This is a genomic window from Streptomyces silvae (genome assembly GCF_016745505.1).
Taxonomy (GTDB): Bacteria; Actinomycetota; Actinomycetes; order Streptomycetales; family Streptomycetaceae; genus Streptomyces; species Streptomyces silvae.
The window spans coordinates 1-25,430 of sequence record NZ_JAERUC010000138.1; the positions used below are offsets into that span (position 1 = coordinate 1).

Annotated in this window: 20 protein-coding genes; 9 read left to right on the top strand and 11 right to left on the bottom strand. The window is 72.3% G+C overall.

The annotated features are described in order from the left end of the window. Positions 1-290 precede the first annotated feature (290 nt). Positions 291-698, bottom strand: coding sequence for a RidA family protein (locus JKV81_RS20605; RefSeq protein ID WP_129263122.1), 408 nt, complete (start codon positions 696-698; stop codon positions 291-293). A gap of 124 nt (positions 699-822) precedes the next feature. Between JKV81_RS20605 and JKV81_RS20610 the strand changes: the two genes are divergently transcribed. Beyond that, positions 823-1,206 carry a winged helix-turn-helix transcriptional regulator gene (locus tag JKV81_RS20610; RefSeq protein WP_202077110.1) on the top strand — a complete coding sequence of 128 codons (384 nt, stop codon included), beginning with the start codon at positions 823-825 and terminating at the stop codon, positions 1,204-1,206. Between the two features lie 282 nt (positions 1,207-1,488). Here the strand turns inward: JKV81_RS20610 and JKV81_RS20615 are convergent, their stop codons facing one another. From JKV81_RS20615 to JKV81_RS20625, 3 genes are read right to left on the bottom strand one after another with little or no spacing between them, the layout of a single operon-like run. After that, positions 1,489-2,322, bottom strand: a complete 834-nt coding sequence (locus JKV81_RS20615; protein ID WP_202077111.1) for a sugar phosphate isomerase/epimerase family protein — start codon at positions 2,320-2,322, stop codon at positions 1,489-1,491. Positions 2,323-2,344: 22 nt separating this feature from the next. Further along, positions 2,345-3,487: a dihydrodipicolinate synthase family protein gene (locus tag JKV81_RS20620; RefSeq protein WP_129263128.1), complete on the bottom strand. Its 1,143-nt coding sequence runs from the start codon at positions 3,485-3,487 to the stop codon at positions 2,345-2,347. Beyond that, positions 3,484-4,635, bottom strand: a complete 1,152-nt coding sequence (locus JKV81_RS20625; protein WP_202077113.1) for a Gfo/Idh/MocA family protein — start codon at positions 4,633-4,635, stop codon at positions 3,484-3,486. Before JKV81_RS20625 ends, JKV81_RS20620 begins: the two co-directional genes overlap by 4 nt. A gap of 110 nt (positions 4,636-4,745) precedes the next feature. Between JKV81_RS20625 and JKV81_RS20630 the strand changes: the two genes are divergently transcribed. Beyond that, positions 4,746-5,813, top strand: coding sequence for a LacI family DNA-binding transcriptional regulator (locus JKV81_RS20630; protein WP_202077115.1), 1,068 nt, complete (start codon positions 4,746-4,748; stop codon positions 5,811-5,813). 104 nt (positions 5,814-5,917) lie between these two features. Then, positions 5,918-6,706, top strand: a complete 789-nt coding sequence (locus tag JKV81_RS20635; RefSeq protein ID WP_129263148.1) for a sugar phosphate isomerase/epimerase family protein — start codon at positions 5,918-5,920, stop codon at positions 6,704-6,706. 1 nt (position 6,707) lies between these two features. Here the strand turns inward: JKV81_RS20635 and JKV81_RS20640 are convergent, their stop codons facing one another. Further along, positions 6,708-7,619, bottom strand: coding sequence for an EamA family transporter (locus tag JKV81_RS20640; RefSeq protein ID WP_202077117.1), 912 nt, complete (start codon positions 7,617-7,619; stop codon positions 6,708-6,710). Between the two features lie 99 nt (positions 7,620-7,718). Between JKV81_RS20640 and JKV81_RS20645 the strand changes: the two genes are divergently transcribed. The 3 genes from JKV81_RS20645 (at position 7,719) to JKV81_RS20655 (ending at position 11,378) form a co-directional block, all read left to right on the top strand. Continuing rightward, positions 7,719-8,633, top strand: coding sequence for a LysR family transcriptional regulator (locus tag JKV81_RS20645; protein ID WP_202077119.1), 915 nt, complete (start codon positions 7,719-7,721; stop codon positions 8,631-8,633). 150 nt (positions 8,634-8,783) lie between these two features. After that, positions 8,784-10,640 (top strand): glycoside hydrolase family 3 protein, encoded by a 1,857-nt coding sequence (locus JKV81_RS20650; RefSeq protein ID WP_202077121.1) that lies wholly within the window; start codon positions 8,784-8,786, stop codon positions 10,638-10,640. Positions 10,641-10,742: 102 nt separating this feature from the next. Next, positions 10,743-11,378, top strand: coding sequence for a hypothetical protein (locus JKV81_RS20655; RefSeq protein ID WP_202077123.1), 636 nt, complete (start codon positions 10,743-10,745; stop codon positions 11,376-11,378). Between the two features lie 44 nt (positions 11,379-11,422). Here JKV81_RS20655 and JKV81_RS20660 read toward each other — a convergent pair whose 3' ends face one another. The 6 genes from JKV81_RS20660 to JKV81_RS20685 form a co-directional block, all read right to left on the bottom strand. Further along, complete coding sequence (locus JKV81_RS20660; protein WP_202077125.1) at positions 11,423-12,907, bottom strand: S28 family serine protease; 1,485 nt, start codon at positions 12,905-12,907, stop codon at positions 11,423-11,425. A 77-nt stretch (positions 12,908-12,984) separates the two neighbouring features. Continuing rightward, positions 12,985-13,506: a hypothetical protein gene (locus tag JKV81_RS20665; protein ID WP_372444220.1), complete on the bottom strand. Its 522-nt coding sequence runs from the start codon at positions 13,504-13,506 to the stop codon at positions 12,985-12,987. 60 nt (positions 13,507-13,566) lie between these two features. Further along, a complete protein-coding gene (locus tag JKV81_RS20670; RefSeq protein ID WP_202077184.1) occupies positions 13,567-17,259 on the bottom strand; it encodes an ABC transporter ATP-binding protein in 3,693 nt (1,230 codons plus the stop codon). 358 nt (positions 17,260-17,617) lie between these two features. Then, a complete protein-coding gene (locus JKV81_RS20675; protein ID WP_202077127.1) occupies positions 17,618-19,339 on the bottom strand; it encodes a thiamine pyrophosphate-binding protein in 1,722 nt (573 codons plus the stop codon). Further along, a complete protein-coding gene (gene speB / locus JKV81_RS20680; protein WP_147985036.1) occupies positions 19,336-20,304 on the bottom strand; it encodes an agmatinase in 969 nt (322 codons plus the stop codon). The genes JKV81_RS20675 and speB overlap by 4 nt, the downstream gene beginning before the upstream one ends. A gap of 199 nt (positions 20,305-20,503) precedes the next feature. After that, complete coding sequence (locus JKV81_RS20685) at positions 20,504-21,967, bottom strand: sodium:solute symporter family protein (protein WP_202077129.1); 1,464 nt, start codon at positions 21,965-21,967, stop codon at positions 20,504-20,506. A gap of 120 nt (positions 21,968-22,087) precedes the next feature. Between JKV81_RS20685 and JKV81_RS20690 the strand changes: the two genes are divergently transcribed. The 3 genes from JKV81_RS20690 to JKV81_RS20700 all read left to right on the top strand — a co-directional run bounded on the left by JKV81_RS20690 (position 22,088) and on the right by JKV81_RS20700 (position 25,409). Further along, complete coding sequence (locus JKV81_RS20690; RefSeq protein WP_202077131.1) at positions 22,088-23,650, top strand: PucR family transcriptional regulator; 1,563 nt, start codon at positions 22,088-22,090, stop codon at positions 23,648-23,650. Between the two features lie 209 nt (positions 23,651-23,859). Continuing rightward, positions 23,860-24,765: a hypothetical protein gene (locus tag JKV81_RS20695; protein ID WP_202077133.1), complete on the top strand. Its 906-nt coding sequence runs from the start codon at positions 23,860-23,862 to the stop codon at positions 24,763-24,765. 233 nt (positions 24,766-24,998) lie between these two features. After that, positions 24,999-25,409, top strand: a complete 411-nt coding sequence (locus JKV81_RS20700) for a RidA family protein (protein ID WP_129263182.1) — start codon at positions 24,999-25,001, stop codon at positions 25,407-25,409. The last annotated feature ends 21 nt before the right edge of the window (positions 25,410-25,430 follow it).

The following is a 25,430-nucleotide window of genomic DNA, read 5'->3' on the forward strand; positions in this document are numbered from 1 at the left end:
GAAGGATCATGCTCACGTGCCATGCAATTTCCTTACTCATATCTGGGTTCGGCGTCCGCGTCGCGCTCCGCGCCCACGAACGACCGGACCTCGCCCGCCCGGGCCGTCGGATGGGCCAAGTCCGTCGGAAAACAGCCGCGTTGACGGGAAGTGAGGGGTGGCATTCCTGAACGGTTCGAGCCCGGGACGACGGTACAGGAACTCCGTTGACCATGGTCGGCCGACGGAGCCCGCCAACGGCGGCACGACGCCCCTCCGATGGCCCCGGACGGCGGCAGCGGCCGGCCCGCTCAGTCGATGACCGCCGTGACCTCCACCTCGACCAGGTGCTCGGGGACGTCCAGTGCGGCAACGCCCAGCAGTGTGGCCGGGGGGACCGGGGTGGCCCCCAGCCGTGCCGACGCCCGGGAGATCCCCTCCAGGAGCAGGGGCATCTTGTCGGGGGTCCAGTCGACGACGTGGACGTTCAGCTTCGCCACGTCGTCGAAGGAGGCGCCGACGCCCGCCAGCGCGGTGGCGACATTGACGTAGCACTGCTCGACCTGGGCGGCGAGGTCGCCTTCGCCGACCGTGACGCCGTCGGCGTCCCAGGCGACCTGGCCGGCGATCGAGACCAGCTTCGAACCGGTCGCGACCGAGACCTGCCGGTAGATGCCGGTCGAGGGCAGCCCGATGGGGTCGACCAGGGTGATGGCCATGTCGTACGCCTCCTTGTCACGCGGGCCGGAGCGGCCCGTACGTGCTCTCTTGTGGTTACTCAGGAACCGTAGGAGAGTGGCCGCCGACATGGAAGTACGCACTTTCAGGTGACAGGGGAACCCGATGGTGACCAAGCAGTTCAGCGGCTCGCCCGAGGAGCAGGCGGATCTGCGGCGGGCGGACTCGCTGGCGCGGGAGATCTTCTCGGACGTCGCCAACAAGTGGGCGCTGCTGATCATCGAGGCCCTGGGCGAACGCACCCTGCGCTTCGTGGAGGTGCGGGGCGAGGTCGAGGGCATCAGCCACAAGATGCTCACCCAGAACCTGCGCATGCTGGAGCGCAACGGACTGGTCGAGCGGACGATGTACCCCACCGTGCCGCCGCGCGTCGAGTACACGCTCACCGAGCCGGGCCGGGCCCTGCGGAAGACCGTCGACACGATGTGCGAATGGACCCACAGGTATCTCGGCCACATCGAGGAGTCCCGCCGCGGTTTCGACAGCTGATCACAGAGAACGGCTGACCGCAGAGAGCGGCTGATCAAACAGAGCGGCTGATCAAACAGAGCGGCTGACCGCCCCGGGAGAGGCGCGAGGAGCGCATGCGACGCCGGAAAGCGGAATGGGGCCCGGCCTGTCGGCCGGACCCCCCTCGCTATCCCCCTCCGTCGGGCTTCCCGATCCCCCCGGACCCCTCCCCGGAAGTCCCGACGCAGAGTACGACCGGGGAGGGTACGCAAAGGTTGCACGCCTTGACGATCTCTTTACCTTCGCGTCCCCGCACCGCTCTCAGCAGGCATGTTCCAGGTAGCGGGCGGCCACTTCGGCGATCACTTCCGCACCGTCACGGGCCCAGAGCTCCTCGTTGAAGATCTCCACCTCGATCGGCCCGTCGAAGCCGGTCGCCTCCACCTGACGGCGCATCGCGCGGAAGTCCACGCAGCCGTCGCCCAGTTGACCCCGGCCCACCAGAACACCCGCCGGAAGCGGAGTGATCCAGTCGGCCAGCTGGAACGAGTGGATCCGGCCGCCCGCACCCGCCCGCACGATCTGCCCGGGCAGCTGGTCGTCCCACCACAGGTGGTACGCGTCGACCACCACCCCGACCTGCTCGGCCGGGAAGCGCTCGGCGAGGTCCAGGGCCTGCGAGAGGGTCGAGACGACACAGCGGTCCGAGGCGAACATCGGGTGCAGCGGCTCGATCGCCAGCCGGACGCCCCGCTCGTAGGCGTACGGGGCCAACTCGGCCAGGGCGTCGGCGATCCGCTCCCGTGCGGCGCCCAAGTCCTTCTCACCGGCGGGGAGTCCGCCGGAGACCAGGACCAGGGTGTCGGTGTTCACGCCCGCGGCCTCGTCGACCGCCGCCCGGTTGTCGTCCAGCGCGCGGGCGCGGCCCGCCGCGTCGGACGCGGTCAGGAAGCCGCCGCGGCAGAGGCTGGTGACGGTGAGACCCGCGTCCTTCATCAGCTGCCCGGCGCGCTCGACGCCGTACTCCTGCACCGGGGCCCGCCACAGGCCCACGTTGCCGATGCCCGCCTTCGCGCAGCCCTCGACGAGCTCCGGCAGGGACAGCTGCCGGACCGTCTCCTGGTTGATGGACAGGCGGGAGAGTTCGGTGGTCATCGGCTTCCTCCGTGGACGGTCGTCATCGGCTTCCCCCATGGACGGTGAGCAGGGCGCGCATCCGGGCCTCGGCCAGCTCCGGGTCCGGGAACAGGCCCAGGCGGTCGGCCAGTTCGTACGCCTTCGCCAGGTGCGGCAACGAGCGGGCGGACTGGAGACCGCCGACCATCGTGAAGTGGTCCTGGTGGCCCGCGAGCCAGGCGAGGAACACCACGCCCGTCTTGTAGAAGCGCGTCGGGGCCCGGAACAGGTGGCGGGACAGCTCCACCGTGGGGTCCAGGACGGCGCGGAAGCCCTCGACGTCGCCCGTGTCCAGGACCCGTACGGCGTGGGCGGCCAGCGGGCCCAGCGGGTCGAAGATACCGAGCAGGGCGTGGCTGAAGCCGCGCTCGTCGCCGGCGATCAGCTCGGGGTAGTTGAAGTCGTCCCCGGTGTAGCAGCGCACCCCGCCCGGAAGCCGGCGCCGTACGTCGATCTCGCGCTCGGCGTCCAGGAGCGAGATCTTGATGCCGTCGACCTTGTCCGGGTGTTCCGCGATGACCTTCAGGAAGGTGTCCGTGGCGGCGTCGAGGTCCGCGCTCCCCCAGTAACCCTCCAGCGCCGGGTCGAACATCGGGCCGAGCCAGTGCAGGACGACGGGCTCGGTGGCCTGGCGCAGGAGGTGGGCGTACGTCTCCAGGTAGTCCTCGGGGCCCTTCGCGGCGGCGGCGAGCGCGCGGGAGGCCATCAGGATGGCCTGGGCCCCGCTCTCCTCGACCAGCGCGAGCTGCTCCTCGTACGCGGCGCGCACCTCGGGCAGGGTGGCGGGGCCGGTGAGCTGGTCGGTGCCCACGCCGCAGGCGATCCGGCCGCCGACGGCCTTGGCCTCGGCGGCCGAGCGGCGGATCAGCTCGGCCGCGCCGGCCCAGTCCAGGCCCATGCCGCGCTGCGCGGTGTCCATGGCCTCGGCGACGCCCAGGCCGTGCGACCAGAGGTGGCGGCGGAAGGCGAGGGTGGCGTCCCAGTCGACGGCGGCGGGGTCGTCGGGGCTGATGTCGGCGCCCGGGTCGGCGACGACGTGGGCGGCGGAGAAGACCGTACGGGAGGCGAGCGGCGCCCCGGAGTGGGTCAGGTCGAGCGGGGTGCTCCGGGGCTCGTACGGCCCCTGCGGGAGGTGGATGGTCACAGGCTCAGCTCCGGTACGTCGAAGCGGCGGCCCTCGGCCGAGGACTTGAGGCCGAGCTCGGCGAGCTGGACGCCCCGGGCCCCGGCCATCAGGTCCCAGGTGTAGGGCTCGTCCAGGACGATGTGGCGCAGGAAGAGCTCCCACTGGGCCTTGAAGCCGTTGTCGAACACGGCGTTGTCGGGGACTTCCTGCCACTGGTCGCGGAAGGACTCGGTGACCGGGAGGTCCGGGTTCCAGACCGGCTTGGGGGTGGCCGAGCGGTGCTGGACGCGGCAGTTGCGCAGGCCCGCGACGGCGGAGCCGTGGGTGCCGTCGACCTGGAACTCGACGAGCTCGTCGCGGTTGACGCGGACCGCCCAGGAGGAGTTGATCTGGGCGACGGCGCCGCTCGCCAGCTGGAAGGTGCCGTACGCGGCGTCGTCGGCGGTGGCGGCGTAGGGCTTGCCCTGCTCGTCCCAGCGCTGCGGGATGTGCGTCTGCACATGGGCGGAGACGCTGGTGACCTGGCCGAACAGCTCGTGCAGGACGTACTCCCAGTGCGGGAACATGTCGACGACGATGCCGCCGCCGTCCTCCGCGCGGTAGTTCCAGGAGGGGCGCTGCGCCTCCTGCCAGTCGCCCTCGAAGACCCAGTAGCCGAACTCGCCGCGCACGGAGAGGATCTCGCCGAAGAAGCCGCCGTCGATGAGGCGCTTCAGCTTGAGCAGGCCCGGGAGGAAGATCTTGTCCTGGACGACGCCGTGCTTGATGCCGGCGTCGCGGGCGAGGCGGGCCAGTTCGAGCGCGCCCTCGACGTCGGTGGCGGTGGGCTTCTCGGTGTAGATGTGCTTGCCGGCGGCGATGGCCTTCTTGATCGCGTCGACGCGGGCCGAGGTGACCTGGGCGTCGAAGTAGATGTCGATCGTCTCGTCGGCGAGCACCGCGTCCAGGTCGGTCGACCACTCGGTCAGGCCGTGCTGCTCGGCGAGTGCCTCCAGGGCGTGGGCGCGGCGGCCGACGAGGACGGGTTCGGGCCACAGCACGTCGCCGTCGCCGAGGTCGAGGCCGCCCTGCTCGCGGATCGCGAGGATCGAGCGCACCAGGTGCTGCCGGTATCCCATGCGTCCCGTGACGCCGTTCATGGCGATGCGCACTGTCCTGCGTGTCACGAAAGTTCCTCCATACAGCCGTAGCAAGCGCTTTCTATGCGGTATGACGCTAGCCTGCCGACAGTGGCCCGGACAAGGGGGGCCGCTCCAGAACTCCTCGGAGGAGAGCGATGACAGTCACCCTGGCGGACGTGGCGGCCCGCGCCCGGGTGTCCCCGGCCACCGTGTCCCGTGTCCTGAACGGCAACTACCCGGTGGCCTCGTCCACCCGGGAACGGGTCCTGCGCGCGGTGGACGATCTGGACTACGTACTGAACGGCCCGGCCAGCTCGCTCGCCGCCGCCACGTCCGACCTGGTGGGCATCCTGGTCAACGACATCGCCGACCCGTTCTTCGGCATCATGGCCGGGGCGGCGCAGAGCGAGATCGGCGGCCCGGGTGACGGATCGGGCCGCGCGGGCGGCGAGAAGCTCGCGGTCGTCTGCAACACCGGCGGCTCCCCCGAGCGCGAACTCACCTATCTCACCCTGCTCCAGCGCCAGCGCGCCGCGGCAGTCGTCCTGACCGGCGGCGCGCTGGAGGACCCGGCGCACCAGGCCGCGATGGCGGTGAAGCTGGCCAAGCTCGCGGACGCCGGCACCCGGATCGTCTTCTGCGGACGCCCTCCGCTGCCGGGCACCGACGCGGTGGTCGCCGCGCTGGCCTTCGACAACCGGGGCGGCGCCCGGCGCATCACCGAGCATCTGATCGCCCTGGGGCACCGCCGGATCGGTTACGTCGCCGGGCCGGTGGAGCGCACCACGACCCGGCACCGGCTGGAGGGCCACCGCGAGGCCATGAAGGCGGCGGGGCTGTACGGCGACGAGGAGAGCGTCACCGTGCACGGCCCGTACGACCGGCGTTCCGGTTACGACGCCACGCTCGAACTCCTGCGCCGCGAACCGGACGTGACGGCCGTCGTCGCCGCCAACGACACCGTGGCACTCGGTGCCTGCGCGGCGGTGCGGGAGCGGGGGCTCCGCATCCCCGAGGACATCTCGGTGGCCGGCTTCGACGATCTGCCGTTCTCGGTGGACGCCGTGCCCGCCCTGACGACCGTACGGCTGCCGCTGTTCGAGGCGGGGGCGCGGGCCGGCCGGCTGGCGATGGGCAAGGAGACGCCTCCGCCGGGCGGCATCGCGACCATCGGGGCGGAGCTCATGGAGCGGGGATCGACGGCGCCGCCACGGCTGGACTGAGTCATCCGGACCGGGGCATCCGGACCGGGGCATCCGGGGCCGAGGCATCTCCCCCACGAACAGCGGGTACGCGTCAGGCCTGCACCGATGAGAGGACAGACACCGTGAAGCTCGCTTTCTCGACCCTCGGAGTCCCGGGGATGCCCGTGGCGGACGTGGTGCGGCTCGCCGCAGGGAACGGCTACCAGGGGGTGGAGCTGCGCGCCCACGCCGAGGAGCCGGTCAACGTCGGCCTCACGCAGCTCGAACGGTCCGTCGTGGCCGAGGAGTTCAAGCGCGGCGGGGTGGAGATCCTCACCGTCGCCGGTTACGCGAGGGTCGCCGCCGAGGGCGACGACAAGCCGGTGCTCGACGAGCTCGCCGGACTGGTGGACCTGGCCCACGACCTGGGCGCGCCGTACGTCCGGGTGTTCCCCGGCGGCGGGGACCAGGACCCGGCGGACGCCGACGCGGCCGCCGCGCGGCGGCTGGGGGCCGCGGCCCCGCACGCCGCCGACCGGGGCGTACGGATCCTCCTGGAGACCCATGACTCGCACCGTGCCGGAGCCGATGTGGCCCGGGTGGTGGGGACGGTCGGGCACGGGCAGATCGGCGCGATCTGGGACGTCATGCACACCTGGCTGGCCGGCGAGGAGCCGGTGGCCAGCCATGCGGTGCTGGCCCCGCACCTGGGATACGTACAGGTGAAGGACATCGCCTCCGCCGAGGACACCACGCCGCTGCCCCTCGGCGCGGGGACGCTGCCGCTGAAGGAGTGCCTGGACACGCTGGACCAGGACGGCTGGGTCTGCTGGGAGTACGAGAAGCGCTGGTACGCCGGTGCGGCCGGCCTGCCGGAACTGCTCGCGGCGGGCCGGGAGCACCTCCTGCGGCTCGGCGCGCCGAAGCAGTAGGTCAGGCCGGCATCCGTTCGGCCTGTTCGGCCCCCGGCAGCGGTGGAGCGACGGCGGGGCGGGGCCTGGCCAGTGAGGTCAGGGCCACCCCGCCGACCAGCAGCGCCGCCGCGCACCACCGCAGGGGGCTGACCGGCTCGCCGAGGAGGAGCGCGGCCGACGACATCCCGAAGACGGGCACCAGCAGGGTGAACGGGGCGACGGACGAGGCCGGGTGGTGGCGGAGCAGGAAGCCCCAGGCCGCGAAGCCGAAGACCGTGGAGATCCAGGCGACGTAGACGACGGTCCCGGCGCCGGGCCAGTCGAGCGCGGCCAGGGCCTCGGTGTCGCGGTCCCAGCCCTCGAAGAGCAGGGAGAGGCCGAGGAGCGGCACGATCGGGACGGTCGAGACCCACACCATGAAGTTGAGGGAGTCCCGGGGGGCCGCCTTGCGGGTGATCACGTTGGAAACGCCCCAGCACGCCGCCGCCGCGATCACCAGGACGAAGGCGAGCACGGGCCCGCCCGCCCCCTCGTCCACGGCCGCCACGCCGATGCCCGCGAGCGCGATCCCCATGCCCAGGACACGGGTCCTGCCGGGCCGTTCGGACAGGGCCAGGGCCGCGAACAGGGCGGTGAAGACGGTCTGGACCTGGAGGACCAGCGAGGAGAGCCCGGCGGGCATCCCCCGGTCCATCCCGATGAAGAGCAGCCCGAACTTGGCCACCCCCAGGGCGAGACCCACCCCGACGACGTACTTCCACGCCACCGTGGGCCGGCCGACGAGGAACACGGCGGGCAGCGCGGCGACGAGGAAGCGCAGGGCGGAGAAGAGCAGGGGCGGGAAGTGGGCGAGACCCAGCTCGATGACGACGAAGTTCACGCCCCAGACGGCGGCGACCAGCGCGGCCAGGGCGATGTGGAGAGGACGCATGGACCGAGCATCCGGCGCCGGGACCGTGTAGCACCAGCGCGGATTTCTTCATGGTTGGATTGAGCACCGCTAACGCTTTCCGCTCGCCCGGAGGTCCCGGTGCTCGATCTGTCCCGGCTGCGCGCCCTGCACGCCGTCTCCGTCCACGGCTCCGTCGCGGGCGCCGCGGCAGCTCTCGGCTACACCGCGTCGGCGGTCTCCCAGCAGATCACCAAGCTGGAGCGGGAGACCCGTACGACGCTGCTCGAACGGCGCGGTCGTGGGGTGGCCCTCACCGAGGAGGCGATCCATCTCGCCGCCACCGCCCAGCAGTTGCTGGCGATCGTGGAGCAGGCGGAGACGACGCTGGAGCAACGCAGGGGGCAGCCGACGGGCCGGCTGTCCATCGCCGCGTTCGCCTCGGCCGCGCGCGGACTGCTGCCGGGGGTGCTGGCGGAACTGGACCGTGAGCACCCGGAGCTGGACGCGCGGCTCACCGAGGTCGATCCGCACCTCTCGGTCGACCTGGTGGCGAAGGGCGTCGTCGATCTCGCGGTGGCCCACGACTGGGACATCAGCCCGCTGCCCGCACCGGAGGGCCTCGCCCAGGCGGTCCTCGGGGACGATCGGTGCGACCTGCTGGTGCCCGAGGGCCATCCTCTGGCGGGCCGGGAGGCGGTGCGGCGGGAGGAGCTGGCGAAGGAGCGGTGGGTGTGCCAGCCGCCCGGCACGGTGTGCCACGACTGGCTCGTACGGACGCTGCGTGCGGCGGGGTACGAGCCGGACATCCGGCACCGCGCGGAGGAGAACCACACCCAGCTGGCCCTGGTCGCGGCCGGGCTCGGCGTGGCGATGATCCCCCGGCTGGGACGCGGCCCGCTGCCGCCGGGCGTGGTCGCGGTGCGGCTGGACCCCGTACCGGTGCGGCGGCTGTACGCACTGTGGCGTACGGAGGCTGCGCGGCGGCCCGCGATCATCGCCGCGGTGTCGGCGCTGCGGGATGCGGCCGAAGCGCTCCGGACGGCGGAGGACTGACGGGTTTCCGGCGCCGCGCCCCATGTCCGGGCATGTCCTCCCACCCCCGCGTGTGGCACGCCCGTTCTCGGGCCGCCCCCTTGACTGGTAGTTACTTTCCATATATCCGTACCTTCTTGGAAGTTTCTTTCAGCACCGGAAGGGGCTCACGTGCACCACCGCACCTCCAGACGCACCCTCCTCACCGCCACCGCGGCAACGGCCGCTGCCGCGGCGACCGGCGTCGCCGCTCTTCCCGGCGCCGCGCAGGCAGCCACGGCCGGGACCTCCACGGACAGCCGTCTCAAGCGGCTCATCGCCCAGATGAGCCTGGAGGAGAAGGTCGGCCAGCTCTTCGTGATGCGGGTGTACGGGCACTCCGCCACCGAGCCCGACCAGGCGGACATCGACGCCAACCTCGCCGAGATCGGGGTCCGTGACGCCGCCGAGCTGATCTCCACGTACCACGTCGGCGGGATCATCTACTTCGCCTGGGCGCACAACACCCGCGATCCGCACCAGATCGCCGACCTCTCCAACGGCATCCAGCGCGCCGGGCTCGCGGGCCGCACCCCGCTGCCGCTGCTGGTCTCCACCGACCAGGAGCACGGCATCGTCTGCCGTGTCGGGGAGCCCGCGACCCTGCTGCCGGGCGCGATGGCGCTGGGCGCGGGCGGTTCGCGCTCCGACACCCGGGAGGCAGCCCGGATCGCCGGTGCCGAGCTGGCCGCCCTGGGCATCAACCAGAACTACGCCCCGGACGCCGACGTCAACGTCAACCCGGCCAACCCGGTCATCGGCGTACGCTCCTTCGGCTCCGACCCGCAGTCCGTGGCCGGCCTGGTCACCGCGCAGGTGAAGGGCTATCAGGGCGCCGGGATCGCCTCCACCGCCAAGCACTTCCCGGGTCACGGCGACACCAGCACGGACAGCCACACCGGGCTGCCCGTCATCACGCACACCCGCGCACAGTGGGCCGAGCTGGACGCCCCGCCGTTCCGGGCGGCCGTCGCCGCGGGCATCGACTCGATCATGACCGCGCACATCGTGGTGCCCGCCCTGGACCCCTCCGAGGATCCGGCGACCCTGTCCCGCCCGATCCTCACCGGCATCCTGCGCGAGGAGCTCGGCTACGACGGTGTCGTGGTGACCGACGCCCTGGGGATGGAGGGCGTCCGCACGAAGTACGGCGACGAGCGCGTCCCCGTCCTCGCGCTGCTGGCGGGCGTGGACCAGCTGCTCAACCCGCCGGACCTCAAGGTCGCCTGGAACGCCGTCCTGGAGGCCGTGAGGAGCGGCGAGATCAGCGAGGCCCGCATCGAGGAATCGATCCTGCGCATCCTGCGGCTGAAGACCCGGCTCGGGCTGTTCCGCGATCCGTACGTCACCCACCGGGGCGTCGACCGCACGGTCGGCATCCGGTCGCACCTCGCCGCCGCCGACCGGATCGCCGAGCGGACGACGACGCTGCTGACCAACACCGGTTCGCTGCTGCCGCTCTCCCGCCGGTCCCACAGGAACGTCCTGGTGGTCGGCGCCGATCCGGCCTCGCCCTCCGGCACGACCGGCCCTCCGACGACGACGCTCGCCGGGGCCTTCGAGGAGCTGGGATTCGCGGCGACCGCGCTGTCCACCGGCACGGCACCCACCCAGGCGAAGATCGCCGAGGCGGTGGCCGCGGCGAAGGGCAAGGACGCGGTGGTCGTGGGCACGTACAACGTCACGGCCGCCAGCACCCAGCGCACCCTGGTCAGCGCCCTGGCGGCGACCGGGGTCCCGGTGATCACGCTCGCGATCCGCAATCCGTACGACGTCGCTCACCTGGCGGGGACCGGCCATGCGGCGAGCCTCGCCGCGTACTCCTGGACGGATGTGGAACTGCGGGCCGCCGTCCGGGTGATCGCGGGGCGGGCCCGGCCGGAGGGCAGGCTGCCGGTCCCGGTGCAGCGGGCGGACGCCCCCGCCCAGGCGCTGTACCCCGTCGGCTACGGGCTGTCGTACCGGCGCTACGTCACACCCTCGCCGTAACCACCCAATTGAGCTAAAAACACCCCGTGCACCTGGCGTGTGCCCGCCCCGGCGGGTGACGCTGGGTGCACGCCTTCGTGGGCGTACGGGGGGTCGTCGTCCATGGAAGAGCGCCGTGCCGCAGGGATCTCGCGCACCCTTCTGCCCGCCCTCCTGGCCCTGGTGGCGGTGCTCGGTCCGAGCGCCTGTCGCCCGTCGCCCGGCAGCGCCCAGGGCGCACCCGCGGGCGGGTCACCGGGCAGCGCGGCGCCCTCGGGGTACGGGGTGGAGTTCCTGGGGCCGGAGGACTGCAGCTCGCGCGGTGCGGCGTTCCGTGAGGTGTCGTGCCGCAGCGAGAAGGCGGCGGCGAAGGTGCTGGCCCGGCACACCGGTGCGCCGTCGGACGGACCGGCGTGCCCGCCGCCGACCGACTTCGTCCTGCACATCTCCCCGGGCGGCCCCACCGCGGCGGACGGCGGCCCCGCCACACCGCGCGGGTACGCGTGCATGCGCAATCTGGAGTCCCCGCACCCGGGCGACCCCGGCCGGGGCGGCGGTCCGCTGACGGTCGTCGGGGACTGTGTCCAGGGCTTCCGCGAGGGCGAGGTGAAGGAGACCGCCTGCGACGGATCGGGCGAGCGCCCACCGGAGTTCGTGATCGTCTCGGCGGTGGCGCGGCGCGCGCTCTGCCCCGGCAGCACGGATCTGTATGTGCGGCTGGGCGGGGACGAGCCGGTGGGCTGTGCCCGCCGGATGTGAACAACACCCGGCGCGCACAGCCCACTTCGGCCTACGCGTCCGCGTTACGGACGCAGCGTCCCCCGGTCCCGCTCCAGTTCGTCGTCGCGCACGTCCAGGCGCTTGTCGAACGTCGCGAGGGGCTTCGCCTTCGCCGGGTCGGCCTCGACGGCCGCGGGCGCGACCCCGGCCCAGCGCAGGATGGCCGCGGTGGCCTTGGCCTTCTCGTCGGCGACGAGTCCGGCGACCTTGGAACCGTGGTTGCCGCCCGGCACCGTGTAGACGTAGCTGTCACGGGCGCCGCGGCCCAGGTGGAAGGGCTCGGCACCCCACGGGTCGTTCTCGCCGTAGACGTACAGCATGTTCCTGGCGTTGTTCCGGACCCAGCTGTCCACGTCACGCATGGCCGAGGGCTGGAACTTCATCGGGATCGAGCGCGGCACGAAGGTGCGCGGCGGCTGGTAGCCGTAGCGGCTCAGCTTCCCGAGCCAGGGCTGCTTGATGTCGGGCGACCCCAGCTGGGTGCCGGCCTGGTAGTAGTACGGCGTGTACGTCTCCAGGCCCTGGTCGGCGTAGGCGGAGAAGCCCGAGATGCCGTCGATGGAGTCCCAGATCTCCTGGTCGGTGGCGTTCGGCGCGTCGGCCGGGATGGTGTCGCAGTCGGCGAGCAGGCTGTACTGCCAGTACGCCCACACGTAGTCCATGACCACGGCCTCGTACGCCTTGTCGAGGGTGCCGACCGTGTTGAACGTGAGGCCGTTCGCGGCGGCGTACTCCTTGTACTTCTTCTCCAGCGGCTCGCGGCGGACGAGGGCCTCGCGCTGGACGCCGTTGAGGCGGTCGCGGCACTCCTTGGTGCCGACCTTCGCGAAGAACCGGTCGTACGCCGAGTCCTCCTTGTTGTTCACGTCGTTGGGCGCGACGTAGGCGACGACGCCGTCCATGTCCTTCGGGTAGAAGCGCTCGAAGTAGGTGGCGGTCATGCCGCCCTTGGAGCCGCCGGTGGTCAGCCAGTTCTTCGAGTAGATCTTCTTCAGCGCCTTGAAGACCCGGTGCTGGTCGCTGGCGGCCTGCCAGATGTCGAGCTTCGACCAGTCGGCGGGCGCCGGGCGGGACGGGGTGAAGAACCGGTACTCCAGGGAGACCTGGTTGCCGTCGATGATCTGCGTGGGCTCACTGCGGCTGGGGTTGGTCGAGACGTTGTAGCCGCTGGTGAAGAAGACCGTGGGCCGGGTGGTGTCCTTGTGCAGCAGGGTGATCCGCTGCTGGAAGGTGCCCTTGGACGGGTGCTTGTGGTCGACCGGCTGGGTGTAGTTCAGGACGAAGAAGCGGTAGCCGGGGTACGGCTTCTCCTCGATCAGGCTCATTCCCGGGATGGCCAGGATGCGGTCCTTGATGTCCTCGCTGCTGCTCTCGCTGCTGCTGGTGTGGCCGCTGCTCTGCTTCGCGGCCGGTTCTGCGGCGGTGGCCGCTCCGGCCGAGGCTCCGGTCGCACTCACTGTGCCTATGAGCACGGCGAGCGACAGAACACCTCTGAGCGCCTTGCGCATGCACCCTCCCCTTGATTCACGACAGTCGCCGTGAACCTAGCGGGGGCAACACCTGCCACGCCAGACCCACTCGCACCTCAGCACAAGATCCACCCGGTCGAGCCGGAGGAACCACCGACGGAACCGGAGGCGCGGACGCAGCGGTTCAGCGCGTGCACGGTGACCGGGCCGGCCAGCTTGGTGAAGCGGCCGCTGTCGACGACCGCCCGGCCGCCGCGCGGCTGGAGCGACACCCGCATCGCCCGGCGGGCGCCCGGCTTCTTGGCGACGGCGACGGCGCACGCGTAGGCGCGGCTCTTGTAGACGCGCAGCGAACCCGTGGAGAATGTCACCGTCTTGACCAGCCGTCCGGAGCAGGCCGACGCGGCCTGTGCGGGGGCCGGGCCGGTGGGGCCCAGCACCAGCACCAGTGCCCCGAGGAGCGGCAGGACGAGGAGCGACACCGCCGTGCGTCCGGGCCGGCCCGGACGCGCTGTGCGCCCCTTGGGCCCCGTCGGCACCTTCGGTCTCCGCGACCCCGGCCGTCTCGTCACACCGTCACCGCTCACGCCGTCCATCTCGTCCGTCCCGTCCACCTCATCGAACATACTGACCTTCATCAGACACATGTGCGCATGGGTGTACGACGCGGGAGAGCGGCCTTCAGTTGCGGAACGGCGTCAGACGCCCGCCGGAGTGTCCTCTCCTATGCCCTCCCCTATGAAGGTGCGCCACAGCCGGGCGTACGTACCCTCCCTGGCCAGCAGCTCGTCGTGCGTGCCGTCCTCGGCGACCCTGCCCCGGTCCATCACGACGACCCGGTCGGCCCGGGCGGCCGTCGTCAGCCGGTGGGCGACGACGAGGGTGGTGCGCCGTCCCGCCAGCCGGTCGGTGGCCTGGTTGACCTGGGCCTCGCTGGCCAGGTCGAGGGAGGCGGTGGCCTCGTCGAGCAGCAGGATGTCGGGGTCGACCAGCTCGGCGCGGGCGAGCGCGATCAGCTGGCGCTGGCCGGCCGAGAGGTTGCGGCCCCGCTCGGCGACCTCGTGCAGATAGCCGTCCTCCAGGGTGGCGATCATCTCGTGTGCGCCGGCCGCCCGGGCCGCCGCCTCCACCTGGGCGTCACTGGCCTCCGGAAGCCCGTACGCGATGGCGTCGCGGACCGTGCCCTCGAAGAGGTACGCCTCCTGCGGGACGACTCCGAGCCGGTGCCGGTACGCCGTCCTGTCGAGCAGCCGCAGATCCGTGCCGTCCGCCGTGATCCGTCCGCTCGTCGGGTCGTAGAAGCGGGCGACGAGCTTGACCAGGGTGGACTTGCCCGCGCCGGTCTCGCCGACGAAGGCGACGGTCTGGCCGGCGGGGATCCGCAGATCGATCCCGGTGAGGGCCTCCTCCTCGTCGGCGTACGCGAAGGAGACGCCCTCGAAGGCGATGTCGCCGCGCAGCGAGGTCACGTCCTGCGGTGCGTCGTGGTCGGCCGTGGAGGTCGGCTCCCGCAGGAGTTCCTGGATCCGGCCGAGCGAGACGGTGGCCTGCTGGTAGCCGTCGAAGACCTGCGACAGCTGCTGCACGGGGGCGAAGAACAGGTCGATGTAGAGCAGGTAGGCGACCAGGGCGCCCGTGGTCAGCGTGCCGTTGTCGACCCGCCCCGCGCCGACGATCAGCACGGCGGCCGCCGCGACCGAGGCCAGCAGCTGCACGAACGGGAAGTAGACGGAGATCAGCCACTGGCCGCGCACCCTGGCCTGGCGGTAGTGGTCGCTGCGCGCCGCGAACCGCTCGGCGCCGTCGCGCTCGCGCCGGAACGCCTGGACGATCCGCAGCCCGGCCACGGACTCCTGGAGGTCGGCGTTGACGACGCTGATGCGCTCACGGGCCAGCTCGTACGCCTTGACGCTCTTGCGGCGGAAGAAGAACGTGCCGACGATCAGCAGCGGCAGCGTCGCGAAGACGACCAGGGCCAGCTGGACGTCGAGGACGAGCAGCACCACCGTGATGCCGAGGAAGGTGACGACGGAGACGAAGGCGGTGACCAAACCGGTCTGCAGGAACGTCGACAGGGCGTCCACGTCCGTGGTCATCCGGGTCATGATCCGGCCGGTCAGCTCGCGCTCGTAGTAGTCGAGGCCGAGCCGCTGGAGCTGCGCGAAGATCTTGAGGCGCAGGGAGTACAGCACGCGCTCGCCGGTGCGGCCCGTCATCCGGGTCTCACCGATCTGCGCCGCCCACTGCACGAGGACGGCAAGCAGCCCGAATCCGGCGGCCGCCCAGACCGCGCCGAGCGCCATCTTGGTGACGCCGTCGTCGATGCCGTGGCGGATCAGGACCGGGAGGAGCAGGCCCATGCCCGCGTCGACGGCGACCAGCCCCAGGCTCACCAGCAGCGCGGCTCCGAAGCCGTGCAGCAGCCTGCGCAGGCCGTACGACTTCTCCGGGCGCACCGCGCTCGCCTCGTCGATGGCGGGGGTGTCGGTGGCGGGGGGCAGTGCCTCGACCTGGGCGAGCAGCTCCGGGGTGGCAGGCATCCCGGCGGCGGCCGTGTCCCGCTGTTCGTCCTTGCGGATCCAGAGCCCCGGGGTGACCCCGCGCTCGGCGTCGAACTCGGCGTCGAGCTCCTCCTGGAGCGCGCGGTCGTCCTCGGGCGCCGTGGAGGCCGCCGGGCGGTGTCCGGGTGAGGTGCCGCCCAGCTCGTCGGGGTCGGTGAGCAGCCTGCGGTAGAGGGCGGAGCGGCGCTCCAGCTCCTCGTGCGTGCCGATGTCGGCGAGCCGCCCCTGGTCCAGGACGGCGATGCGGTCGGCGAGGCCCAGGGTGGAGCGGCGGTGGGCGATCAGCAGGGTGGTGCGGCCCTCCATGACCTGCGCCAGGACCTCGTGGATCTCGTGCTCGACCCGGGCGTCGACGGCCGAGGTCGCGTCGTCGAGGAGCAGGAGCCGGGGGTCGGTGAGGATCGCGCGGGCGAGCGCGACCCGCTGGCGCTGGCCTCCGGAGAGGGTGAGCCCGTGCTCCCCGACCTTGGTGTCGTAGCCCTCGGGCAGCTCGGAGATGAAGCCGTGCGCCTGGGCGGCGCGGGCGGCCCCTTCGATCTGCTCCCGGGTGGCGCCGGGGTATCCGTACGCGATGTTGGCGCCGACGGACTCGGAGAAGAGGAAGCTGTCCTCCGGTACGAGCCCGATCGCGGCCCGCAGCGACTCCTGGGTCAGCTCACGGACGTCGTGGCCGCCGACCAGGACGGCGCCGTGCGACACGTCGTAGAAGCGGGGCAGCAGGAGCGAGACGGTGGACTTGCCGCTGCCCGAGGCGCCGACGACGGCGACGGTCTCGCCCGGCTCGATGGTGAGGGAGAAGCCGTCCAGGACGGGGCGGTCCTCCTCGTAGCCGAAGCGGACGTCGTCGAACTCGACGCTCGCGGGGGCGTCCGCCGGGAGGTGCTTGGTGCCGTCCGCCATGGACGGTTCGGTGTCGATCAGCTCCAGGACGCGCTCCACGCCGGCGCGTGCCTGCTGGCCGACGGTGAGGACCATGGCGAGCATCCGGACCGGGCCGACGAGCTGGGCGAGGTAGGTGGAGAAGGCGACGAACGTGCCCAGCGTGATCTCGCCCCGGGTGGCGAGCCAGCCGCCGAGGGCCAGCATGGCGACCTGGCCGAGCGCGGGGACGGCCTGGAGCGCCGGGGTGTAGCGGGAGTTCAGCCGGATGGTGCGCAGCCGGCCCGCGAAGAGCCTGCGGCTGACCTCGCGGAGCTTGCCGGTCTCCTGCTCCTCCTGGCCGAACCCCTTGACGACCCGGACCCCGGAGACGGCCCCGTCGACCACTCCGGCGACGGCTGCGGCCTGGCTCTGGGCGTACCAGGTGGCGGGGAAGAGGCGGGCCCTGGAGCGGCGTGCGATGAACCACAGGGCGGGGGCGACGGCGAGCGCGATGAGGGTCAGGGGCAGCGAGAGCCACGCCATGATCCCCAGAGAGATGAGGAAGAGCAGGATGTTCCCGATGGTCATCGGGAGCATGAAGAGAAGGCTCTGGATGAGCTGGAGGTCGCTGGTGGCCCGCCCCACGACCTGCCCGGTGGAGAGCTCGTCCTGCCGCTTCCCGTCGAGCCGGGTGATCGTGTCGTACATCTCGGTCCGCAGGTCGTACTGGACGTCCAGGGCGAGCCGGCCGCCGTAGTAGCGGCGGACGAAGGTGGCGACGTAGACGAGGACGGCTGCCCCGATGAGCAGGCCGGTCCACACGCCGAGGGAGCGGGTGTGACTGCCGACGACGTCGTCGATGATGACCTTGGTGATGAGGGGGACGAGCGCCATCACGGCCATGCCCGCCACCGAGGAACCGAGTGCCAGCACGACGTTGCGCCGGTAGCGCCAGGCGTACGCGGTCAGCCGCCGGCCCCACCCGGGCGCGCTCTGCTGCTCGGCACCCGGCCGCTCGGCACCCTCCTGCTCGGCGCCGGGCTTCCCGGTGCCGGGCTGCTCCGTGCCGGGCTTCCCCGCGCCCTGCTCACCCGCGTCCTGTTTCTCCGCGCCCACCCGTGCCTCCTGCTTCGCCCCGTTGCCGCGCCTGGTCCTGCCGCATGTCTCCAACGCGGCCAGCTGCGGATTTCATCCTCCCGCAACAATTCTCGGCCGATGGGCGGAACCGGAGGACCGGTGGTCCTAGGACCACCGGCGGGGCGCGGAGGGGGCGGGGAAGGCGCGAGGGCGCGGCGGCCGGACCGGCCGGCCGCCGCGCGGGGCCCGCCTACACGTGCGTCGGCTCGAACATCTTCAGCAGTGCGGGGAGCACCACCACCGACGGTCCCGGCGCCGCCAGGGCCTTGCCGAGGTCGGCGGCGAGGGTCTCCGGGGTCGTACGGACCGCGGGGACACCGAAGGACTCGGCGAGGGCGACGAAGTCCGGGCGGGAGAGCTCGGTCGCGGTGGCTTCGCCGAAGGCGCCGGTCATGTACTCCCGCAGGATGCCGTAGCCCCCGTCGTCGACGATCAGCCAGGTGACGGGCAGGTCGTACTGGCGCACGGTGGCCAGCTCGGCGATCGAGTACATCGCGCCGCCGTCGCCGGAGACCGCGAGCACCGGCTTGGTCGGGTCGGCCGCCGCCGCGCCGATCGCGGCGGGGAAGCCGTAGCCGAGCCCGCCCGCGCCCTGCGCCGAGTGCATCGTGTTCGGGTGGCGGGCGTCGAAGGCGGACCAGGCCCAGTAGGCGAGGATCGTCATGTCCCAGAAGCTGGGCGAGGTGTCCGGCAGCGCCTCGCGGACCGAGGCCAGCACCTGCTGCTCCAGCGTGAGGTCCTGCGCCGCGATGCGCTCGTGGACCCGCTCCAGCAGCTCCCGGACGCGCTCCGCCGCCGTGGCGTCCTCGCGGCGCTCCACCGTCTCCAGCAGGTCGGCGAGGGCCTCGCGGGCGTCGGAGTGGATACCGAGCGCGGGGTGGTTGGACTCCAGCTTCCCGGCGTCGGCCTCGACCTGGATGACCCGGCCGCGCGGGGCGAACGTGTGGTAGTTCGAGGAGAGCTCGCCCAGCCCCGAGCCGACGACCAGCAGCACGTCGGCGGACTCCAGGAAGTCCGTGGTGTGCCGGTCCTCCAGCCAGGACCGCAGCGAGAGCGGGTGCTCCCAGGGGAAGGCGCCCTTGCCGCCGAAGGTGGTGACGACCGGGGCGTCGAGCTTCTCGGCGAGCGCGCGCAGCTTGCCGGAGGCGTCGGAGCGTACGACCCCGCCGCCCGCGATGATCGCCGGACGCTCGGCGTTCGAGAGCAGGTGGGCCGCGGCGACGGTGAGCTCGGGGCGGGGGTACAGCTCGCGCGGGGTGGCGTCGAGCGCGCTGACCACGGGCAGGACGGTCTCGGCGAGCAGCACGTCCTGCGGGATCTCCACCCAGACCGGGCCGTGCGGGGCGGTCAGCGCGGACTCCCAGGCGGCGGCGATCGCGGACGGGATCTGCGACGCGGTGCGCACGGTGTGCACGGACTTCACGATGTCGCGGAAGGACGCCTTCTGGTCGCGGAGTTCGTGCAGATAGCCGTGGCGCCCGCCGCCGAGTCCTGCGGTGGGGATCTGGCTGGAGATCGCCAGCACGGGCGCGGAGGCGGCGGCCGCCTCCTGGAGCGCGGCCAGCGAGGTCAGGGCGCCGGGCCCGGTGGAGAGGAGCAGGGGCGCCACCTCGCCGGTGATCCGGCCGTAGGCGTCGGCGGCGAAGCCCGCGTTGTTCTCGACGCGCAGTCCGACGTAGGCGAGGGAGGAGCGGCGCAGCGCGTCGAACATGCCGAGCGCGTGCTGGCCGGGCAGCCCGAAGACGGTGGTGGCGCCGAGTCCCTGGAGGGTCTCGACGACCAGGTCGCCGCCGTTGCGTCCGGGAATGGGGTCTCCCCTGCTCGAACGGAGTTGAGAGCTTGGGGAAGGGTTCAGGGCCGCCTCGGCCTGCGCGGCGGTGAGCTGCGGCCGGTCGTCGTGGTCGTGGCTCACTTGGTGCGGCCCTCCGCGATCTGGCGGGACATGATCGTCGTCAGCTCGTACGCCGTGTGCGAGGCGGCGACGGACGTGATCTCCGCGTGATCGTACGCCGGGGCGACCTCTACCAGGTCGGCCGAGACGAGGTGGCAGGAGGACAGCCCGCGCAGGATCTCCAGGAGCTCGCGCGAGGTGAGGCCGCCGGCCTCTGGGGTGCCGGTGCCGGGGGCGTGCGCCGGGTCGAGGACGTCGATGTCGATGGAGATGTACAGCGGGCGGTCACCGATGCGCTGGCGCAGCTGGTCGGCGATCTCGTCGACGCCGCGCCGCATGACGTCGGCGGAGGTGACGATGCCGAAGCCCATCTTGGCGTCGTCGGTGAGGTCCTGCTTGCCGTACAGCGGGCCGCGGGTGCCGACGTGGGAGAGCGCCTCGGTGTCGAGGATGCCCTCCTCGACGGCGCGGCGGAACGGGGTGCCGTGGGTGTACTCGGCGCCGAAGTAGGTGTCCCAGGTGTCGAGGTGGGCGTCGAAGTGGAGCAGGGCGACGGGGCCGTGCTTCTTGGCGACGGAGCGCAGCAGGGGCAGCGCGATGGTGTGGTCGCCGCCGAGCGTCATCAGCCGGGCGCCGGTGGAGAGCAGGTCGTCGGCGGCGGCCTCGACGGTCTCGACGGCCTCGTTGATGTTGAACGGGTTGGCGGCGATGTCACCCGCGTCGGCGACCTGGGCGAGCGCGAACGGGGAGGCGTCCTGCGCCGGGTTGTAGGGGCGCAGGAGGCGCGAGGCCTCCCGGATCGCGTTGCCGCCGAAGCGGGCGCCCGGCCGGTAGGAGACCCCGCTGTCGAAGGGCACGCCGACGACGGCTACATCGGCGGAGCCGACCTCGTCGAGCCGTGGCAGCCGGGCGAACGTCGCGGGTCCGGCGTACCGCGGGACGCGGGAGGAGTCGACGGGGCCGCGCGGCGCTTCGTTGCTGCTCATGGGTGCGGGTGCCTTTCGTTGTGCCATGCACGCCTTGTGGGCGTTCATACGGTATTCAGTCTGCCAGGGCGGTTCGGGCCCCTGCGTCGGTGGCCGGTGACCGGGCCAGAGGTGGCCCACCGGACCTTGACCGGGCAGGTGTGTCAGCCGCTCGGCCGCTCGCCGGTCGGTCGCCGGTCGGCGGTCAGACGGTCGCCGGTCAGACGGTGACCGGGTCCGGGGTGGCCGGTTCCTCGGTCCCGCGTCCGGCCAGGCGCTCACGCCAGGCGGCGAGCACGGCCGGGTCCGTCGGCTTCGTGGCCAGCGAGACGGCGACGTACACCGCGAGGGAGGCGAGCAGGCCGTAGTAGACGGGCTGGTTGGCGAGGATCCCGTACGCGCCCATCAGCCCGATCACCGCGATCCCGCCGACGGCCACGGCCGCGAGGGCCCCCGCAGCGGTGCCCCGGCGCCAGAGCAGGCCGCCGAGGATCGGTACCAGCAGCCCGCCGACGAGCAGGTTGTAGGCGACGGTCAGCGCCTCGACGACGTCGTTGAGCGCGATGGCGATCACGATGACGGCAACGCCCATGATGAGGATGAACGCCCGGTTCCCCCTCACCTCGTCGCGCTCCTCGCCGCCGCCCTTGGCGACCACGCCCCGCAGCCGCGACCAGATGTCGTTGTTGGCCACGGTCGCGCAGGCGATCAGGGCACCGGAGGAGGTGGACATCACCGCGGCGAGCGCGGCGGCCAGCACCAGCCCGCGTACACCGACCGGCAGTTCGTCCTTCACGATCGTCGCGAAGGCGGCGTCGGCGCTGGGCAGCTTCGGGTACATCACCTTGGCGGCCGTGCCGATGACGGCCCCGGCGACGGCGTAGACCAGACAGTACGTACCGGCAACGGTGCCGCCCCAGCGTGCCGTGCTGTCGCTGCGGGCGGTGAACACGCGCTGCCAGATGTCCTGGCCGATCAGCATGCCGAAGGTGTAGATCAGGACGTACGTGAAGATCGTCTCGCCGCCGATGCCCAGCGGGTCGAAGTACTCGGTGGGCAGCTTCGCCTTCATCTCGCTGAAGCCGCCGGCCTTGATCACGGCGATCGGCAGGAGCAGGAGCAGGACGCCGATGGTCTTGACGACGAACTGCACCATGTCGGTGATCGTGATCGACCACATGCCGCCGAGCGTCGAGTACGCGACGACGATGGTGCCGCCCAGGATGATCGCCACGGTCCGGTTCACGTCGAACAGGACGTCGAAGATGGTGGCGTACGCGATGGTCGAGGTGACCGCGAGCATCAGCGTGTACGCCCACATGACGACGCCGGAGATGACCCCGGCCCGGCCGCCGTAGCGCAGGTCGAGCATCTCGGAGACGGTGTAGACCTTCAGCCGGGCGATGCGCGCGGAGAAGAAGACGGACAGGGCGAGCAGCCCGAGGCCGATCGTGAAGACCATCCAGGCACCGGAGAGCCCGTACTGGTAACCGAGGCCCACGCCGCCGATCGTCGAGGCACCGCCGAGGACGATCGCGGCCATGGTGCCGGAGTACATCCAGGGGCCGAGCCGCCGTCCGGCGACCAGGAACTCGCTCTTGGACTTGGCGCGGCGCATGCCCCACCAGCCCATGGCGAGCATGCCGGCCAGATAGACCACGATCACCGCGTAGTCGACAGCCATGAGCTTTCCTCCGTCTCGTTTCCGGGGGGTCGGGTGGTGATGAAGACGGTAGGTGGCCGGAAGCCGACGCTGAAGTGTACGTTTCCTCCATCCTCACCTCGTCGAATGGATGGATCGTCCATGCCGGACTCCCCCGCCGGGCCTCCCTCCCCGCCCGTTCCGCTGGCCGAGCTGCTGGCGCGGGAGGAGCTGGGGCTGCACCGGATCGCCGGCCCCGAGCAGGCGGATCTGCTGTGGGTGCACACCTCGGAGATGGCGGACCCGTATCCGTATCTGCTCGGCGGTGAACTGCTGCTGACCGCCGGGGTGCAGCTCACGGACCCGGACACCTATGTGGCCCGGCTGGTGCAGGCGGGGGCGGCGGCGCTCGGCTTCGGGGTGGCGCCGGTGTACGACACGGTTCCGGCCGCCCTGGTCGAGGCGTGCGACCGGCACGGGCTGCCGCTGCTGGAGGTGCCGCCGGAGACCCGGTTCACCGCGGTCGCCCGGGCGGTGTGGCGGCTGATGGCCGAGGCGCGCCACCGCGAGCTGCGCCGGGTGACCCGGGCGCAGCAGGCCCTGGCGACGGCGGCCGCCCGCCCGGACCCGGTGCCCGCGGTGCTGCGGCAGCTCGCCGTGCAGCTGGAGGGCCGGGTCGCGCTCCTCACGGCGGACGGCGGGGTACTGCACGCGGCGGGCGGGCGCCCGGCACCGGATGTGCAGACGGCCCTGGCCCGGCTGGCCCGGGTGGTGGCCCCTTCCGCCTCCTCCGCCCCGTCCGCGCCCTCAGGCCCCACGGGCCACGCCCCGAGCGCCGCGCCTGGTGTCATGCCTGGTGTCATGCCTCCTGGTGCCACACCGCCCGCCGCCGGCCCCGGCCGTAAGCCGAGCCCCTCGTCGGCGACCGACACGCGGGCCGGCACCCACCTCTTCGCGTACGCGCTGGGCGGCGGGCAGGGACTCGCCCTCGTCCTGGCGACACCCCGGCGCGACTCCGGCGACCACACCGTCGCGGGCATCGCCGTCGTCCTGCTCTCCCTGCTGACCGCCCCGCACCAGGGCGCCGACGCCGCCGGCCGCTCGGCGGCGCTCGTACGCCTGCTGCTGGGCGCGGCCCCTCAGGACGTGGCCCCGCTACTGGGTGACGGTGCCCCCTGGACGGTGATCCACGCCCGCCGCGCCGACGGCACCCCGGCCGGTCCGCTGAACGCCGGTGCGCTCGGTGCCGCCCTGGGCTCCGCCCTCTCGGACGTGGACCGCGAGACCGTACGGGTCCTGCTCCCCGGCCCCCACGAGCCGGTGACCCCGCAGCCCGGCTGGACCCTCGGCGTCTCCGGGCCCGCCCCGGTCTCCGCCCTGCCCGACGCCGACACCCAGGCGTCCCGCGCCCTGGGCCACGCGGAGGCGACCCGCACCCCGCTGTCCACGCACCGCCCCGGCACCGGGGGCCTGGCCGCACTAATCCCGCCCGACCGCGCCGAGGCCCACGCCCGCACCCTGCTCGCCCCCCTCACCGAACCCCTGGCCGAGACACTGCGCTGCTGGCTGGGCCTCCACGGCAGCTGGGACCGCACGGCGGTAGCCCTCAAGGTCCACCGCAACACGGTCCGCCAGCGCATCGCCCGGTGCGCGACGCTGCTGGACGCGGACCTGGACGACATGGACGTACGGACGGAGCTGTGGTTCGCGCTGCGGCGGAGATGACCGGCCGGGCGCGTGCCGTGCGATGCCGCCAGGGCCGCTCTCTCATTTGCCCGGCCCGGCGACCTGATCATCTATTAGAATGACGCCACGCACGTGGACATGTACTTCGGAGGCGAACCCCATGGTTCATGTTCCACGGCCCGGGCGCACGATTGCACCGGCTTCCTGCACGGCCGTCCTCGGTGTGGTCCGACCCGGAGTCTGAGCGAATGCCTCACTCACTGACGCCCCGTGACAAGGGAAACCTCCCCGCCCTCAGCGCACAACCGCTGATCCGTCTCGACGCCTACGTGGCGGACGACGGGTCGACGGTGGTCAACGGCCACCTGCTGGCGATGGGCGGCACCCGCCCGCCCAACGAGGCGATTCTCGACGCAGTGGCCATGTTCGCCCGCACCCTGGGGGCTCCGGTGGCGGCGACCGTCATCGACCGCAGCGTGCGGCAGGTGGCGCGGCTCCGGGTGCATCCCGACGGCTCCAGCCGGACCATCGGCGAGGAGGAGGACCTGCCGCCCGGACGCGAGCGGACCACCGCCGAGGAGAAGGCGTTCCCTCCGCTCGCCCGCGTCGAGCGGATCATCCAGCACGCGCAGCGCGAGGAACTGCACGCCGCGTTCGTCCTCGCCGCCGCGCTGCGGGAGCACCTGACACTACGCCGGGGCGCGGAGGACGAACTGTCGCTGGAGGCCCGGGCGATCGAGGCCTACCTCGCCTATCGCCGCGGCGACTACACGACCTCCACCGGCCTCGCGCTGACCGTCGCGCGCATCCGCTGCGGCAGTGATCTGCACCGGGCCGTGCCCGAGGTGGCCCGTGCCACAGCGGCGTGGCAACGGCTACGGGACGAGACCCAGGTGGCGACCAGGGGGCAGGAACTGCTGCACATGTGGGAGCGGCTGTCCGCGGCGGGCTTGCTGCGGGAACCGTCCCACCACGCCATGGCCCAGACCGTCCGGGCCCGGATCGAACGGGGCAGCCCGTACGTCGGAACCCCCGCCCCCGCAGCGGCCCTGACCGCAGCTCAGGTCCAGGTCGCCCCCGAGGACACGCCTCTCGCGCCCACCCGAAGGGGGCTACGGCGCTTCACCAGGCGGGGAAGCCGATCAGACGGTTGAACCCGCACCGCACGTGAACATCCGCGGCGGCCCGAGGTGCGCGGGAACCGCCTCGGCGCCTCTCCTCGGCTTCAGGATCGGAATCCGACGACGCCGCGGCCCGGTCGCGCTTCCGCACATCACCCGTCCCGGCAGCGTAGGCATGCGCGGCGGCCGGAGAAAATAGGGAGGGCGCCCCGGCAGGATTCTGCTAGACATGCGATATCCCGCCCACACGCCAGGACTTGGATGCCATGCCCCGCGCCGTCACGCTCATCCGTTCCACCGCCCTCTCCGACGTGGCCGAGTACGCCTACGCCGCCACCGCACCCGCCGACGCACGGCTGATCTTCCTCGCCGGGGCGTGCCCGCTGAACGAGGACGGGTCGACCGCGGCCGTCGGCGACTACGCCGGACAGGCGGCGAAGGCCCTGGAGAACATGAAGACCGCGCTCGCTGCGGCGGGCGCCGGTCTGGAGGACGTCATCAGTACGCGCGTGCTGGTGGCGTCCACACGGCAGGAAGACCTGGTGGCCGCCTGGCAGGTGGTCCGGGACACGTTCGGCGACCACGACGTCCCGAGCACGTTGCTCGGCGTCACCGTCCTCGGCTACGCCGACCAGCTCGTGGAGATCGAAGGCGTCGCCGCCGTACTCGACTCCTGATCCGGGATACGGGCCCGGCGG

What these genes read in the sequence shown, in the direction of transcription:
- JKV81_RS20605 (WP_129263122.1), bottom strand. Translation starts at nt 698, where the DNA reads ATGGCCATCACCCTGGTCGACCCCATCGGGCTGCCCTCGACCGGCATC.
- JKV81_RS20610 (WP_202077110.1), top strand. Translation starts at nt 823, where the DNA reads ATGGTGACCAAGCAGTTCAGCGGCTCGCCCGAGGAGCAGGCGGATCTG.
- JKV81_RS20615 (WP_202077111.1), bottom strand. Translation starts at nt 2,322, where the DNA reads ATGACCACCGAACTCTCCCGCCTGTCCATCAACCAGGAGACGGTCCGG.
- JKV81_RS20630 (WP_202077115.1), top strand. Translation starts at nt 4,746, where the DNA reads ATGACAGTCACCCTGGCGGACGTGGCGGCCCGCGCCCGGGTGTCCCCG.
- JKV81_RS20640 (WP_202077117.1), bottom strand. Translation starts at nt 7,619, where the DNA reads ATGCGTCCTCTCCACATCGCCCTGGCCGCGCTGGTCGCCGCCGTCTGG.
- JKV81_RS20655 (WP_202077123.1), top strand. Translation starts at nt 10,743, where the DNA reads ATGGAAGAGCGCCGTGCCGCAGGGATCTCGCGCACCCTTCTGCCCGCC.
- JKV81_RS20660 (WP_202077125.1), bottom strand. Translation starts at nt 12,907, where the DNA reads ATGCGCAAGGCGCTCAGAGGTGTTCTGTCGCTCGCCGTGCTCATAGGC.
- JKV81_RS20665 (WP_372444220.1), bottom strand. Translation starts at nt 13,506, where the DNA reads ATGAAGGTCAGTATGTTCGATGAGGTGGACGGGACGGACGAGATGGAC.
- speB (WP_147985036.1), bottom strand. Translation starts at nt 20,304, where the DNA reads ATGAGCAGCAACGAAGCGCCGCGCGGCCCCGTCGACTCCTCCCGCGTC.
- JKV81_RS20685 (WP_202077129.1), bottom strand. Translation starts at nt 21,967, where the DNA reads ATGGCTGTCGACTACGCGGTGATCGTGGTCTATCTGGCCGGCATGCTC.
- JKV81_RS20690 (WP_202077131.1), top strand. Translation starts at nt 22,088, where the DNA reads ATGCCGGACTCCCCCGCCGGGCCTCCCTCCCCGCCCGTTCCGCTGGCC.
- JKV81_RS20695 (WP_202077133.1), top strand. Translation starts at nt 23,860, where the DNA reads ATGCCTCACTCACTGACGCCCCGTGACAAGGGAAACCTCCCCGCCCTC.
- JKV81_RS20700 (WP_129263182.1), top strand. Translation starts at nt 24,999, where the DNA reads ATGCCCCGCGCCGTCACGCTCATCCGTTCCACCGCCCTCTCCGACGTG.